Origin of the sequence: Alishewanella sp. HH-ZS (assembly GCF_001704375.1) — a bacterium.
Classification (GTDB): Bacteria; Pseudomonadota; Gammaproteobacteria; order Enterobacterales; family Alteromonadaceae; genus Alishewanella; species Alishewanella aestuarii.
In genome coordinates this window covers 85,427-99,747 of sequence record NZ_LZEJ01000006.1, presented here as the reverse complement: position 1 = coordinate 99,747, position 14,321 = coordinate 85,427, and the positions used below count along the sequence as shown (strand labels likewise).

General features: G+C 50.4%; 13 protein-coding genes. 10 read left to right on the top strand and 3 right to left on the bottom strand.

Annotated elements, in window-relative coordinates:
- Positions 1-43: 43 nt before the first annotated feature.
- Together A9165_RS04040 and gorA are read right to left on the bottom strand one after the other, a co-directional pair.
- Positions 44-1,255 (bottom strand): site-specific integrase, encoded by a 1,212-nt coding sequence (locus tag A9165_RS04040; RefSeq protein WP_065954988.1) that lies wholly within the window; start codon positions 1,253-1,255, stop codon positions 44-46.
- Positions 1,256-1,340: 85 nt separating this feature from the next.
- Entirely contained in the window at positions 1,341-2,699 is a 1,359-nt protein-coding gene (gene gorA, locus A9165_RS04035) for a glutathione-disulfide reductase (protein ID WP_065954987.1), read from the bottom strand.
- A 207-nt stretch (positions 2,700-2,906) separates the two neighbouring features.
- Between gorA and prlC the strand changes: the two genes are divergently transcribed.
- The 9 genes from prlC to A9165_RS03990 all read left to right on the top strand — a co-directional run bounded on the left by prlC (position 2,907) and on the right by A9165_RS03990 (position 11,134).
- Entirely contained in the window at positions 2,907-4,958 is a 2,052-nt protein-coding gene (prlC, locus tag A9165_RS04030) for an oligopeptidase A (RefSeq protein WP_065954986.1), read from the top strand.
- A gap of 31 nt (positions 4,959-4,989) precedes the next feature.
- Positions 4,990-5,496, top strand: coding sequence for a hypothetical protein (locus A9165_RS04025; protein ID WP_065954985.1), 507 nt, complete (start codon positions 4,990-4,992; stop codon positions 5,494-5,496).
- 53 nt (positions 5,497-5,549) lie between these two features.
- Positions 5,550-6,251 carry a DNA-3-methyladenine glycosylase I gene (locus A9165_RS04020; protein ID WP_065954984.1) on the top strand — a complete coding sequence of 234 codons (702 nt, stop codon included), beginning with the start codon at positions 5,550-5,552 and terminating at the stop codon, positions 6,249-6,251.
- Positions 6,248-6,991 carry a class I SAM-dependent methyltransferase gene (locus A9165_RS04015; protein WP_065954983.1) on the top strand — a complete coding sequence of 248 codons (744 nt, stop codon included), beginning with the start codon at positions 6,248-6,250 and terminating at the stop codon, positions 6,989-6,991. Before A9165_RS04020 ends, A9165_RS04015 begins: the two co-directional genes overlap by 4 nt.
- Positions 6,992-7,036: 45 nt before the next feature.
- Positions 7,037-7,510 carry a peroxiredoxin gene (locus A9165_RS04010; RefSeq protein WP_065954982.1) on the top strand — a complete coding sequence of 158 codons (474 nt, stop codon included), beginning with the start codon at positions 7,037-7,039 and terminating at the stop codon, positions 7,508-7,510.
- 77 nt (positions 7,511-7,587) lie between these two features.
- On the top strand, positions 7,588-8,736 hold the full coding sequence (gene glf, locus A9165_RS04005) for a UDP-galactopyranose mutase (RefSeq protein ID WP_065954981.1): 1,149 nt from the start codon (positions 7,588-7,590) through the stop codon (positions 8,734-8,736).
- Positions 8,737-8,748: 12 nt separating this feature from the next.
- A complete protein-coding gene (locus A9165_RS04000) occupies positions 8,749-9,576 on the top strand; it encodes a DUF707 domain-containing protein (RefSeq protein ID WP_065954992.1) in 828 nt (275 codons plus the stop codon).
- A 13-nt stretch (positions 9,577-9,589) separates the two neighbouring features.
- Complete coding sequence (locus A9165_RS03995; RefSeq protein WP_255365634.1) at positions 9,590-10,330, top strand: glycosyltransferase; 741 nt, start codon at positions 9,590-9,592, stop codon at positions 10,328-10,330.
- A gap of 12 nt (positions 10,331-10,342) precedes the next feature.
- Positions 10,343-11,134 (top strand): glycosyltransferase family 25 protein, encoded by a 792-nt coding sequence (locus A9165_RS03990; RefSeq protein ID WP_065954979.1) that lies wholly within the window; start codon positions 10,343-10,345, stop codon positions 11,132-11,134.
- A gap of 18 nt (positions 11,135-11,152) precedes the next feature.
- Here A9165_RS03990 and A9165_RS03985 read toward each other — a convergent pair whose 3' ends face one another.
- Positions 11,153-12,172, bottom strand: a complete 1,020-nt coding sequence (locus A9165_RS03985; protein ID WP_065954978.1) for a glycosyltransferase — start codon at positions 12,170-12,172, stop codon at positions 11,153-11,155.
- A gap of 111 nt (positions 12,173-12,283) precedes the next feature.
- Between A9165_RS03985 and waaA the strand changes: the two genes are divergently transcribed.
- On the top strand, positions 12,284-14,320 hold the full coding sequence (gene waaA, locus A9165_RS03980) for a lipid IV(A) 3-deoxy-D-manno-octulosonic acid transferase (protein WP_065954991.1): 2,037 nt from the start codon (positions 12,284-12,286) through the stop codon (positions 14,318-14,320).
- Position 14,321 lies beyond the last annotated feature (1 nt).

The following is a 14,321-nucleotide window of genomic DNA, read 5'->3' as shown; positions in this document are numbered from 1 at the left end:
ACGCCATTCGTGGGGATTCGTCAGCCTAAACGCACCATTCTGATTAGTCATTGTCTTTCCCTAGTGCTTCATGAAGGAATATGTCCATCATCGAAATTGCATTTCTATTAAGCTTTTCTTTGTTTAGATATCTTAAATAACGCCAGGTTGTTGATTCATGTCGGTGTCCCATCCAACCCATTACTAGAGTCATTGCATCCAATGGGGGAAGATGCTCAAGTAGGGACGCCAATCGATAAGTTCCATAGGTTGCACGAGCATCATGAGGCCGATGATTTAAAGGTCTTCCGGTTACTGCTTTATATGCTTTCTTGGCTTTGAAATAATGCTGAGCCACATTTACCGAAGTCATCGGTAAACCGTTTTGATTGAGTAAGAGCGTTTTTGAGTTAGGCTGTTTTTTTTGACGAGCAGCCCTGCGAGAACTAATGGAGTATAGATACAGCTCTCTCATCAAAGATGCAGGCACTTCTATTGTTCTTATTTTTCCGTACTTCGTTGGAACACCGACGTGTGGACCTATTTCAATGTCGAAACGTGTATCAGATGACGATGGGTTGAAGACCAAATCCAGAGGAAAAAAACATGCCTCTTCCATTCTTAAACCGCATTGGAACTGCAACAATTGATGTAACAAAAACTCGGTAGTGAAAGATCTAATGATTTTGAAAAAGGTTCTGACTTCATCTTCTGTAAATGGGCATAGCTGTTGTTCAAGGTTTTTGCGGGGATTACGTATTCTTAGATCTGTGGAATTAACGACAAAACTTCTATTAATGAATCTGAGGGGACCGGAATTAGAAATTAGCACCAACTCCATTTCAAATGGTTTGTTTTCTTCCGAGAACTGAATCAGTCCTTCATGACCAGCCCATTTATAAAAACCAACTACATGGCTGATATATGTAGCAGCTGTTGACAGCTGAATCGCACCACTCCTTGCGGATAACAACAAATCATCATTTTTAAACCTGTAGGTTGGTTTCAAACTTTTTTGTTTAGGGAAGTGATCCCAAGGTAAGCCGTTATTCTCTAGAAAGTTCCAATATCGCTTTATTGCTCTTACGTTTGAATTGATGTTTTTGGCTTTCCTTACGTTTACCAAGAAGTTGAGCCAAAGATTTACTGGTTGCAGATATTCGCCAGAAGCTGAATAAAATGTTGGAAAGCCACTTAGCTTTATATTTCTATCCAGATTTTTTGAGATATGCGGTATTGGGACGTCGAAGTCATCAGAGTCAATGATAAAGACCATACCAGCTCCATGATTAGCAAGACACTAATCATGAATCTAGTCGGTTTTCCAGAGGTGTCAATTTTATAGTTTACGTTTTCCAGCACTAGTTTTTAAGAGTAACGAACTCTTCCGCCGAAGTCGGATGCAGCGCGACGGTGGCATCAAAGTCAGCCTTGGTGGCGCCCATTTTAATGGCAACGGCAAAACCCTGCAGCACTTCGTCCATGCCTTCGCCAATGCCATGCAAGCCAATGACTTTTTCTTCTGCGCCTAAGCACACCAGTTTAAAGGTACTGAGGGCGCGGTGCGGGGTAATGGCGTTGTACATGGCCGCAAAGCTGGAACGATACACTTTGATCTGCTCTTTGCCGTATTTTTCTACGGCTTCGGCTTCGGTTAAGCCGATAGTGCCGATGGGCGGGTGACTAAAGACGATAGTGGGGATCAGCGAATAGTCCATTTTCGCATCCGGCATAGCCGGATTAAATAAGCGCTCGGCCAGCATACGGCCAGCTTTTACTGCCACCGGCGTCAGTTGTGCTTCGCCGGTAATATCACCCACCGCATAAATACCGGGTACATTGGTATTTTGATAAGCATCGGTGCGGATATAGCCTTCGCTATCTGCCACCACACCAGCGGCGGCCAGGTTAAGCTGATCGGTTGCCGGTTCACGGCCAATCGCCCAGATCAGACAATCGACATTAAACAGGATACTGCCATTTTTCAGATAAACGGTTAGCCGGCCTTCGCCGGCAGCTTCCACTTTCGCTACCTCGGCTTCGGTATGCAATTGCATTTCATCTTGCTGCATCCGGCTGAGCAGGGCGTCGGTAATATCGCGATCAAAGCTGCGCAGTGGCCGATCGCCCCGCACTAATAAATGCGTTTCAGTGCCAAGGGCATGCAACACACCGGCAATTTCTACTGCGATATAGCCGGCACCGACGACGACTGCTTTGGTAGGTTGTTGCGTCAGGGCAAAAAAGCCGTCGGAGTCGATCCCCAACTCAGCCCCCGGAATATCAGGCTTGGTTGGGCGGCCGCCAACGGCAATAGTGATATGATCGGCGGTAATACGCTCACCGTTGACTTCCACTGTTCTGTGGTCGACAAAACGGGCAAAGCCCTGGATCAGTTCCACGCCATTGCTGGCAAAACCACGCTGATAGGCGCCATGAATACGCTCAATATAGGCTTCACGGTTTTTGACCAGCGTGTCCCAGGCAAAGCCCTGTTGCTGCAGGTTAAAACCATAGCTGGGGCTATATTTTACCGCTTCAGCAATATGGGCGCCGTACCACATTACCTTTTTCGGTACGCAGCCGACATTAACACAGGTACCACCTACGGCTTTGGCTTCAATAACAGCCGCTGTCGCACCGCGTTGGGCAGCACGGTTAGCTGAGGCGATACCGCCGCTACCAGCACCGATAGCAAGATAATTATAATGACGAGTCATAACAGGGCCTGTCAGTTAATAGGGTAAAGATGAACCGGAATTTAAGGTTAAACCCTAAGTTGATAGATAGAGCAGATATAGGGCTAACCAGCGCGCAATACAAGCGTCAAGCCGCAGGATTTAGCAAACACACGGCTACTGGCGCTTGACAATATGCCCGCCGGCCCCAACATATTCATAATAGCGAATTTTACAGGAACCCTGCCGATGACTGCCGTGAGCGATAATCCGTTACTAAGCTTTACTGACTTACCACCCTTTTCGAAAATTCAGCCCGAGCAGGTAAAACCTGCGGTGGAGCAGGCGATCAGTGACGCCAGAGCCGTGGTTGAGCAGGTGGTTGCCAGTAGCGAGATCAGTTGGCAGGCGATAGTGGAGCAGTTAGAGCAGGGTTCGGATCGGCTAAATAAGCTCTGGTCACCGGTATCGCATTTAAATTCTGTAGCCAACAGCCCGGAGCTGCGAGCGGCATACGAGAGCTGTTTGCCGCTGTTATCTGATTTTAGCACCTGGCTGGGGCAGCATGAGGGCCTGTATCAAAAGTATCAGGCGCTGGCGCAAAGTCCGGAGTTTGCCGGTTTGACGACCGCGCAACAAAAGGTGGTGACCAATGCGCTGCGTGATTTCAAGTTATCCGGTATCGGTTTGCCAGAGCAGAAAAAGCAGCGCTATGGCGAGATCCAAAGCCGGCTGTCGGAATTAAGCTCCACCTTTTCCAACAATACGCTGGATGCGACTCAGGCCTGGTTTAAACAGGTCACAGATGAGGCTGAGCTCGCTGGTTTACCGGAGGATGCACGCTTAGCCGCTGCTGAAGAGGCGAAATCGCGTGAGCTGGAAGGTTGGGTATTTACGCTGGAATTCCCCAGCTATATCGCGGTGATGACCTATGCCGATAATGCGGCCCTGCGCGAAACAATGTACAGCGCCTATTGTACCCGCGCTTCAGATCAGGGCCCGACGGCCGGTCAGTTTGATAATAGCGCCATTATTGAAGAAACCCTGGCTTTAAAGCATGAACTGGCGCAGCTGCTGGATTTTAATAATGCCGCCGAAGAGTCGCTGGCGACCAAGATGGCCGACAACCCGGCGCAGGTGCTGGACTTTTTAACTGATTTATCGCGCCGGGCGAAACCACAGGCGCAGCGTGATTTGGCAGAGCTTAGCGCCTTTGCGCAAACTGAGTATGGTGTCAGCAGCTTAAACGCCTGGGATATCAGCTACTATGCCGAAAAATTGAAGCAAGCCCGTTACGCGGTATCCGACGAGCAGTTACGGCCTTATTTCCCGGCTACTAAGGTGGTGCCGGGCTTATTTACCGTGTTAGAAAAACTGTTTGGTATTCGGATTGCGGTGCGTGACGGCGTCGACGTCTGGCACCCGGATGTACAGTTTTATGATATTTTCGCTGCCGATGGCAGCTTACGCGGCAGCTTTTATCTGGATCTGTATGCCCGCAGCAAAAAACGTGGCGGTGCCTGGATGGATGATTGTCGTGGCCGGCGCTGGCTGGCCGATGGCCAGTTGCAAACGCCGGTCGCCTATCTGACCTGTAACTTCAATAAACCGGTCGGCGGCAAGCCGGCGCTGTTTACCCATGATGAAGTGATTACGCTGTTCCATGAATTTGGTCATGGCTTGCATCATATGCTAACCCAGGTCGATGCCGCTGCGGTGGCCGGTATTAATGGTGTGGCTTGGGATGCGGTGGAGTTACCAAGCCAGTTTTTAGAAAACTGGTGCTGGGCGCCCGAAGCGTTGCAGCTGATCTCCGGCCATTATGAAAGCGGCGAGCCACTGCCGGCCGACTTGCTGCAAAAAATGCTGGCGGCGAAAAACTTTCAGTCGGCGCTGTTTTTAGTGCGGCAGCTGGAATTTGCTCTGTTTGATATGCGGCTGCATGCCGAGTACGAACCGGCGCTGGGCGGTCGGGTGCAACATTTGCTGGATGAGGTGCGCAGCCAGGTATCAGTGATAGTGCCGCCACGCTTTAACCGGTTTCAGCACAGTTTTGGCCATATCTTTGCCGGTGGCTATGCCGCAGGCTATTATAGTTACCTGTGGGCCGAAGTGTTATCGGCCGATGCCTTTAGCCGTTTTGAAGAAGAAGGCGTATTTAACCCGCAAACCGGCCAGGATTTCCTGCACTGGATTTTAGAGCGAGGTGGCAGTGCCGAGCCAATGGAGCTATTTAAAGGTTTCCGTGGTCGTGAGCCATCAAATGAGGCCTTGCTGCGACATATGGGCATCGCCAGTTAAGCTGGATACCGTATTACTTTAAGGACAATCTATGAGCAAGCTAATCCCGAGCAAGTTATTCCCGCTGTTGCTGGCGACGGCAGCCTTAACACTCAGTGGCTGCCAACAGGCGGCCGGCAGCGGTGACGCCCGGGTTGCACCGGCGCCGCTGGTAGAAGCTATTGATCCGCAGCGAGACCCAATAAAAGCGACCCAGGCGAGGAAGCAACTGATGAGTCAAATTGAGCAAGTCGCTGACGTCAACGAGCTGCGCCGCGAAGTCTTGGCGCTGATCGCCGATAAAAGCGCCGACAATGTGCAGCAGTGTCTGGTGTTACCGCTGGGGCATAAGCCTTGTGGTGGGCCGGCGGAATATGTTGCGGTCTCGACCAAAGGTAAGGACCAGGCGGCACTGTTAAAGAAACTGGAAGCCTATAATCAGGCGGCAGAGGCTGAGAATCTGCGGCTGGGCCGGATGTCCGACTGTGCAGTGGTGCCTAAGCCGCAGGTGCAACTGGTTAACGGTCAATGTACGCTGGTTAATGAAGTAACCTATTAATCCTTCCAACGCTAAGGGCCGTTACAGACACGGCCACGATCGAGGTTAGACGCTTGCGTCAGGCAGAATCTTTTAAACTGATCTTACAGCGCGCCGAGGCCCGTAAAGGCGGCCCGGCGGCGCTGCATGCTTTGCTGAGTGAACCACGCACTACTGCAGAACTCTCGGCCTTACCGGATAATCTGCTGTTAGCAGAGCTGACCAAGAAAATTTTTCAGTCGGGCTTTGTCTGGCGGGTGGTGCGGCAAAAATGGCCGGGCTTTTGCGAAGTGTTTTTCGACTTTGATATCGAAAAAATGCTGCTGCTCAGTGATGAAATGCTGGAGCAAAAAGCACAGGATCCCCGGATTATCCGCAATTTAAGCAAGGTGTTTACCATCCGTGATAATGCATTGATGATTTATCATCTGCAGCGTGAGCATGGCAGCTTTGCGAACTTTATCGCCAACTGGCCAACAAGCGATATTGTCGGGCTTTGGGCTTATTTGAAAAAGCATGGCGCCCGGCTGGGTGGCAATACCGGTCCTTATGCGCTGCGTGCCATCGGTAAAGATACCTTTTTGCTAACTCAGGATGTTGAAGCCTATCTGAAAGCCTATGGGGTGTTTGATGGCAGTAGCAGCAGTAAAAAGAGTCTGCAACAGATCCAGCAGCAGTTTAACCAATGGCAGCAGGAATCCGGACTAAGTTTGCAGCAAATTAGTCAAACCATAGCGCTGAGTATTGGCGAAAACTATGCCGGAATGCAGCAATGAGTGTATTAGTCAGTTCACTGCCAGCCGGCTATGCCGCTAAGCTGCAGCAGCGTTTCCCGTTAACCGTTATTGCTGAGCCAACTGGTTGGTACCTCTGTTGGGCAGATCAGGCGCTGGTATTGCGCCATGCCGACTTACCAAAGCAGGGCGATATTCTGGTCGATTTTGCCAGCGGTGCGGCCAGTTACCGGCGCCAGTTTGGTGGTGGCAAAGACGAAGCCATTGCTAAAGCCTGTGGCCTGAACAAAAAGCGTAACCTGAGTATTATTGATGCCACCGCCGGTTTAGGGCGTGATGCCCTGGTACTGGCTAATCTTGGCGCTACTGTAACCTTGGTAGAGCGTAATCCGCTGGTGGCGGCACTGCTGTATGATGGTTTGCGCCGGGCCGCGGCCAATCCGGTCACAGCAGACCTCGCTGCGCGGATGCAACTGCATTTTGCCCCGGCATTGCAGGCGCTGACGGAACTGCCGCCAGCCGATGTGGTCTATCTGGATCCGATGTTCCCGCCACGCGAAAAATCGGCGCTGGTGAAAAAAGAAATGCGCGCCTTTCATGATGTGGTGGGCAGTGATACCGATGCTGATGCACTGCTGGCGCCGGCATTACAGCTGGCGCGCTACCGGGTGGTGGTAAAGCGCCCCGGTTATGCCGAAGTACTGGCGCAGCAAAGCCCGCAGTTGGTGGTGAAGGGCAAGAATAACCGCTTTGATGTGTATATAAATCAGGCGATTGCCTGATATTAATTTAATAGCTTTGCGCCATGGCGCACTAAGGAATAAGCAATGATTAAAGTAGGCGATAGATTACCAGAAGTCAGCTTCTCACAATTAACAGCCGATGGCATGAAAAACCCCACTACCAGCGAAGTTTTCGCCGGCAAAAAGGTGGTGTTATTTGCCGTGCCGGGAGCGTTCACGCCGACCTGTTCTGCCGCGCATTTGCCAGGCTATATTGCGCTGGCCGATCAAATTAAAGCTAAAGGCGTGGACACTATCGTTTGTACCGCCGTCAACGATGCCTTTGTGATGAAAGCCTGGGCGGATAGCCAGAACGCGGAAGAAATTACCTTTTTAGCCGACGGTGGTGGCAGCTTTCATAAAGCCATTGGCCTAACAATGGAAACGGCCGACTTTGGTGGTTTGCGGTCGCAGCGCTATGCGATGATTGTCGAGAATGGTGTTGTTACCCTGCTAAATGTCGAACCACCAAAAACCTTTGAAGTCAGTAAAGCCGAAGTGCTATTGGCTGCGTTATAATAACTCTCTGCAATGAAAGCTGGCCGCAAGGTGACGCGGCCAGTTAAATTCTTAACTGTTGTTATAGGAAAAATAGTTTGAAATCAATAGGGATTGCTGGGGCGGGGTTTTCCGGCGCTATTATTGCGAATGAATTGGCGCAAGCAGGTTATAAGGTTGCGGTGTTTGAGCCTCGCTCGCATATCGCTGGTAACTGTTTTTCTGCCCGCGACGCCCTAAGCGGTGTGATGGTTCATAAATATGGCCCTCATATTTTTCATACCGATAAAGAACATGTTTGGCGCTATGTAAATCAACTTAGCGTCTTTAAACCTTATGTCAATCGTGTCAAAGCGAATGCGGGTGGCAAAATTTATTCGTTACCAATTAATTTGCACACCATTAATCAGTTCTTTGGTAAGGCCATGTCGCCAACAGAAGCTGCTGAGTTTATTCGTCAGCAAGCTGATAATAGTATTGCGGAGCCAGAAACTTTTGAGCAGCAAGCTATGAAGTTTGTTGGAGAGGCTTTGTACCGAGCGTTTTTTGCGGGCTACACACAAAAGCAATGGGGTTTATCACCAACAGAGCTTCCAGCCAGTATTTTGAAACGTTTGCCGCTACGTTTTAACTATGATGATAATTATTTTAATCATCAATTTCAGGGGATGCCCGAGCACGGTTACACCCCTTTAGTTGAAAAGCTGCTGGACCATCCGAATATCACTGTTCATCTGGAAACGAAGTTAAGCCGCGCAAAGTGTGCAGACTTTGATCACGTATTTTGGTCTGGGCCCTTAGATGCCTACTTTGATTTAAGTTTAGGCCACTTACCCTATCGCACGCTGGAGTTCAAAGAGATTCGTGCCAGCGGTGATTATCAGGGCACAGCAGTTATCAATTACTGCGATCCAGAGATCCCTTACACCCGCATTAGCGAACATAAGCACTTTGCGCCTTGGGAACAGCATGCGGATACAGTGTGTTTTGCTGAATACAGTCGTCAGGCGACTCAAGATGATGAACCATACTACCCGGTACGTTTAGTTAACGATAAGCAGCTGTTATCTGATTATGTGGCACTGGCGCAGCAAGAGCAGGCTATTACTTTCGTCGGTAGATTAGGGACTTATCGCTATTTGGATATGGACGTCACCATTGACGAAGCCCTACAAACTGCCAAAACCTTTTTACAGACACAGGCCGCCAAGCAAGCTATGCCGGTTTTTGTCATTTCACCACTGTAACGGATGTTTTTGATGATAAAGCCTTTCTTAATCGTTGCCCGTGTTGGCGATCGTTCTTTGCATCCACATTGGTTACAGGACGGTGCACCAATGTTTGATGTATTTCTGAGTTATTTTGGTGATGAACCACAAAAGTATCGCGATCAAGCGACTTACTATGAACAGGCAAAAGGCGGTAAATGGCCGGAGATTGGTCGTATTGTAGAGCAGAACTGGGACCTGATTAGTCAGTACAAAGCAGTATGGTTCCCGGATGATGATTTGCTAATAAATGCGAGCGAAATAAACCGTTTGTTTAGTTTTATGCTGGCTTTCGATTTAGCGCTTGCCCAGCCGGCGCTTAGTATGGATTCGTACTTTTCGCATTCCAGCTTACTGGTGCAACATAATTCGGCGTTACGTCTGACTAACTTTATTGAAGTGATGGCTCCCGTCTTTTCAGCGAAAGCTCTGCAAACCCTGCGACATACTTTTAAACAGAGTCCCTCTGGATGGGGGCTCGACAATCTGTGGCCTCATTTGTTAAGTGCGGACGATAGAATCGCAGTAATTGACGCTGTAACGGTCGTGCATACCCGGCCGCTAGGTGGGGAGTTATACAAGAAGAACCCCGACTTGCACCCGGCGAATGATGTACGCAAGTTGGCGGAAATGTATCCTGAACTGGATATTAGCCGAAGCAGCTTTAAAAATAAATTCAGGGTTGTTGCTCAGCTTCGGTATGCGATTAGCCATAACCCGCTGTCTGCATTTATCTTAGGTAAGAAGCAGCGCATTTTAAGTAAGAAACGTTCCAAACAGGTAACAAAGTATGGGCAAAGCCCAAAAACTGGCGTCTAGTGCCGAGGAATTTATGACAACAGTAAACGTACTATGTATCAAATGGGGTAAAAAATATGGCCCTGAATACGTAAATAAGCTGCACTCGATGGTTAGCCGCAACCTCACATTGCCATTTCGCTTTGTTTGCCTAACTGATGACAGTGTAGGAATTGATAGCAAGATTGAAGTGAAACCCATACCTGCAGTTGGTTTCAAAGATTTTGATGAGCGTCAGCCCTGGAGCTTTGGTCACGGTTGGTTGAAGGTAACCAGCTTCGCTGATCCTTTGTATGACCTCACTGGCCCTACGTTATTTATCGATCTCGATGTGGTGATTGTTGACAATATCGATTGCTTCTTTCAACCGCAGGGCGAATTCTTCGTTATAAAAGAGTGGGACAAGTCTGACGATACTGGTAATACCTCGGTTTATCGCTATGAGATTGGAGCACACAGCGATCTGATTGAGTTATTGAAAAACCATAAAGATCGTGAGCTGGCTAAGGTACGCAATGAGCAAGAATTTGTGACTCAGAATCTGGCCAGGCAAGGAAAACTGCAGTACTGGCCGGAAGGCTGGTGTGTTAGCTTTAAACGCCATTGCTTGCCAAAAGGCATTATGAACTGGTTTAAGCCCGCTACCATACCCAAAGGAGCTAAGATAGTCGCTTTCCATGGCAAGCCAAATCCGCCGGATGCTATCGCCGGCGTCAGTGGTAAGTGGTACCGCCGCGTACTGCCGGTGCAGTGGGTTAAAGATATGTGGCAGTAAGGCCGTGACCTGATGCGCTATAAAATCTTTATTATTAATCTTGATCGCTCAGTTGAGCGTTATCAGAGTGCGCTGGCCCAGTTATCGGCTTGGCCTGATTTACCGATTGAACGGGTGAGTGCAGCTGATGGCCGGCAAATGAGCGAGCAGGAATTAAACTGCTATTATTCACTACATCTTAATCAACAGTGCTATCATAAGTTACTGCAGCCTGCAGAAAAGGGTTGTTATATCAGTCATATCTGGTGCTGGCAGCGTATCGTTGACCAGCAGCTGGATTTTGCATTGATCCTGGAGGATGATTTTATTGTTAATGGTGATCTGGCGGCTATGTTGGATTATGTCGTCGGTTTACCGGCTGATTGGCAATTATTAAAGCTGGCAATGCCAAATAAGCAGCAAAAAATTATCGCATCTGGCGCTGACGGGCCCTGGCAGCGGGTCGCTTTTGTTAAAAACCCGGTATCAACAGTCGCGCAGCTGGTCAGTGCGGCTGGTGCCAAACAACTTTTAGCGACAGCGGTGCCATTCTACCGGCCAGTTGATGTTGCTATGCAATACAGTTTCGAACTGGGGATCCGTGCAGAAGCCATCTGGCCGTTGATTTTCAAACCCGATCTGTCTTTTGAGAGCAGTATCAATAGTAAACAAAAGCAGCCGATCAAGCGCAGTATCTTTTATCGACAGCGACTATACTTTGTGCTGGCGAACTTCAAACATAATCTGCATCATTATGGTCTGCTCGCTTTGCTCAAAGCCCGCAAATGGCCAAATCCTGTGGGCTGGACCCGAATGTCGAATTAAGCAGTAATACGATGGATTCTACCCCGACGTCTTTGTTGCTAGTTGCTGGTAGTAAAACGCCAATACTTCGGCTGCTTTGGCGTTGGGTTCAAAGCGTTGCATCGGATAGCGCCGGCGCACTAAATCCTGGCTTTGCTGCTGTAAAAGTTTGGCCAAGTGTGCAGCATTATCAATGTCTGCCAGCTCATTACTAAACAGTGGTTGTAAGTATTTTGCTCCCTCTGAGGCGGTGGCGACTATGGGTAAACCGGCATGCATGGCTTCGAGAAACACCAGGCCAAACGGCTCGGTACGGGCGGCACTGACAAAGCAATCAAAGCAAGCTAGCCAGTCCTGTGGGGTGGTGCTAAAGCCGGGCATAATAACCTGTGCCGGCGCTTTCTCGCGCAGCGCCTGCCAGTTTTTACCCTCACCGACAATGACCAGATAGCTGTTAGGGATCGCTGCCTGTTTAAAGGCATCCAGTAACACGTCCTGGCCTTTACTCTGTTCAACCCGGCCCAAAGTGCCGATCACGATGGCATCAGCTGGGATTTGATACTCGGCGCGCAGGCGTTGCCGGGCATCAGCAGTGGCAGGGCGCGCAGCTGACCAGTTATCCAGCTGCACACTGTGCTGGCGTAACGGCTCCGGGATCGCCGCCAACTGCCAGGGGGCGATGGCAATAAGTGCATCTAATTTGGCATGCTGCTGTTTTTTATAGTGAATATGCAGGGTTGCTACCCGCAGGCACAAATCCTTTACGCCTTGTAATACCCGGCAAGCAGCGCTTAAATGTGCATGGGCAACATCGGGTTTTAACTGGCGCAGCAGGCGACGGGCGCGATAGATCGCCAGCAGTTTAAAGCCACCAACCAGCAGCACTTTAACCTTGGGCGATACCCGGTGGGCAATGGCATTGGGCCGCTGTTCCGCGCCGCGCTGATGCAAAATCAAGGTGACATCATGTTGTTGCTCGGCTTGCAGATTGGCCAGCTCAACGGCATAGCGTTCGCTGCCGGCAAAGCTGTGGGTCAGGATAATATGGACAATTTTCATAGGCTTTTTGCAGTTTCCGCCGCTGCGCAGACTTTGGCTGCCCATGTTATACTAATTGCCATTTTCGCTAAAGCCCGGCTTGCTGGCCGGTTCGATAAAAGGGATAGGCTGTTGCTCAGGCATCTGTATTCTGCATTGCTGTATTTAACGCTGCCGTTGCTGCTGCTGTATTTCTATTGGCGCTCACGCAAGGACCCGGCGTACCGGCAGCGTCTGCTAGAGCGTTTTAGCTTGGGTTTAAAAAAACGTGGGCTGCAAGCAGGCGGCATAGTGGTGCATGCGGTCTCAGTAGGCGAAACTATTGCCGCCACACCGTTAATTAAGCAGCTGCAACAGCAGCATCCAACCTTGCCGTTGACCGTTACCGGCACGACCCCAACGGGTTCGGCGACCATCAGTAGCCGCTTTGGTGAGAGTGTGCAGCACTGCTATTTGCCACTGGATTATCCCGGCAGTGTTCGGCGCTTTTTAGACGCGCTTCAGCCAACGTTGCTGGTAATTGTGGAAACAGAGCTGTGGCCTAACTTACTCGCTGCTTGCCGAAAGCGACACATTCCGGTGGTGGTCGTTAATGCCCGTTTATCGGCCCGCTCAGCTAAGGGGTATCGTCGCTTTAGTGCCTTAACCCGGCCGTTACTGAATAATATCAGCCTGTTATTAACCCAGGATCGCGCCAGTGCCCGCCGCTTTCAGGCGCTGGGTTTTGGTAATACCCTGCAAGTGACGGGTAATCTAAAGTTTGAATTGGCGATCCCAGCGCAAACCGCGCAGCTGGTAACGCAATTTTCGCCGCTATTAAAATCGCGGCTGGTGTGGGTCGCTGCCAGTACCCATGCTGGTGAGGATGAGCAGTTACTGGCGCTTTATCCACGCTTAAAACAGCGCTTCCCGCAGTTATTACTGTTACTGGTACCACGCCATCCGGAGCGTTTTGACAAGGTTGCACAGCTGGCGCAAGCCCAGGGGTATAGCGTCTGGCGCCGCAGTAGCGGGCAGTTACCCGGAGCAGACACCGAAATTGCGGTCGGTGATTCGATGGGCGAACTGCTGGCCTGGTATCAGCGGGCCGATCTGGTGTTTATCGGAGGCAGTCTAATCGAGCGCGGCGGCCATAATCCGCTGGAAGCCATTTGCTTTGGCAAAGCAGTACAAAGCGGACCGCATATTTTTAATTTTAATGAGGCGTACCGGCAGCTGCAGCAACAGCAGGCCGTGGTGCTGGTAGCCGATAGTGAGCAGCTGTTTGCCAGCTGTTGTCAGCTGCTTAGCGATGTCAGCTTACGTCAACAGCTCGGGCAACGTGCCCAACAGTTTTTCTCCCGGCAGCAGGGCGCCACGGCGCGCACCCTGGATGCTATAAACCTTCTTGTTGCAGGAACCCTTATGCCAAGCCAGCCTTTAGCGCACACGTCAGCCTATCAGACTAAGCAAGCCGGTAACGCCAGCTATTGGTACGATCCGGCGTTTTTTACTGATATCGCCGCTGAGCAGTTTCAAAGTGCCTGGTGGCAACAGCAGCAAGCGGTGATTGGTAGCTCCAGCGGCCGCAATACCGCCTATTTTGTCCAACACGGCGGGCATAAACTGGTGCTGCGGCATTATTACCGTGGCGGCCTGGTCGGCAAGCTGCTGCATGATCAATTCTGGCTGCAGCCGGTGGCACAAAGCCGGGCGATGCAAGAATACCAGTTATTAAGCTGGATGCGTGCGCAGGGCCTGGCGGTGCCAAGACCGGTAGCCGCGCGGTATCAGCGTAGTGGTTTAATTTATCGCGCTGACTTACTGATTGAGCTGATCCCGGACAGTAAAGATCTGGCGGCGATTTTGCAGCAAAGGGCCATGACTGCTGAGGAATGGCAGGCCGTGGGCCAGGCGATCGCACAGATGCACCGGCTGGGGGTTTATCATTCGGATCTGAATTGTCGCAATATTATGCTGGATAGCGCTGGCAAGGTCTGGCTGATTGATTTTGATAAGTGCGAGCGCCGTGAGCCGGGACCGTGGACAGAGCAGAATTTAGCGCGTCTGCTGCGCTCCTTTAATAAGGAGCGCGGTAAACTCGCCCAGTTCCACTGGCAGGATACTGACTGGGCAGCGCTGTTAGCTGGCTATCAGCAGTCGCTTAGCACTGTGGCGGAGCGCAGCTAAG

Coding starts and splice junctions, on each gene's coding strand:
- A9165_RS04040 (WP_065954988.1), bottom strand. CDS start 1,255: ATGGTCTTTATCATTGACTCTGATGACTTCGACGTCCCAATACCGCAT.
- gorA (WP_065954987.1), bottom strand. CDS start 2,699: ATGACTCGTCATTATAATTATCTTGCTATCGGTGCTGGTAGCGGCGGT.
- prlC (WP_065954986.1), top strand. CDS start 2,907: ATGACTGCCGTGAGCGATAATCCGTTACTAAGCTTTACTGACTTACCA.
- A9165_RS04025 (WP_065954985.1), top strand. CDS start 4,990: ATGAGCAAGCTAATCCCGAGCAAGTTATTCCCGCTGTTGCTGGCGACG.
- A9165_RS04015 (WP_065954983.1), top strand. CDS start 6,248: ATGAGTGTATTAGTCAGTTCACTGCCAGCCGGCTATGCCGCTAAGCTG.
- A9165_RS04010 (WP_065954982.1), top strand. CDS start 7,037: ATGATTAAAGTAGGCGATAGATTACCAGAAGTCAGCTTCTCACAATTA.
- A9165_RS04000 (WP_065954992.1), top strand. CDS start 8,749: ATGATAAAGCCTTTCTTAATCGTTGCCCGTGTTGGCGATCGTTCTTTG.
- A9165_RS03995 (WP_255365634.1), top strand. CDS start 9,590: ATGACAACAGTAAACGTACTATGTATCAAATGGGGTAAAAAATATGGC.
- A9165_RS03990 (WP_065954979.1), top strand. CDS start 10,343: ATGCGCTATAAAATCTTTATTATTAATCTTGATCGCTCAGTTGAGCGT.
- A9165_RS03985 (WP_065954978.1), bottom strand. CDS start 12,172: ATGAAAATTGTCCATATTATCCTGACCCACAGCTTTGCCGGCAGCGAA.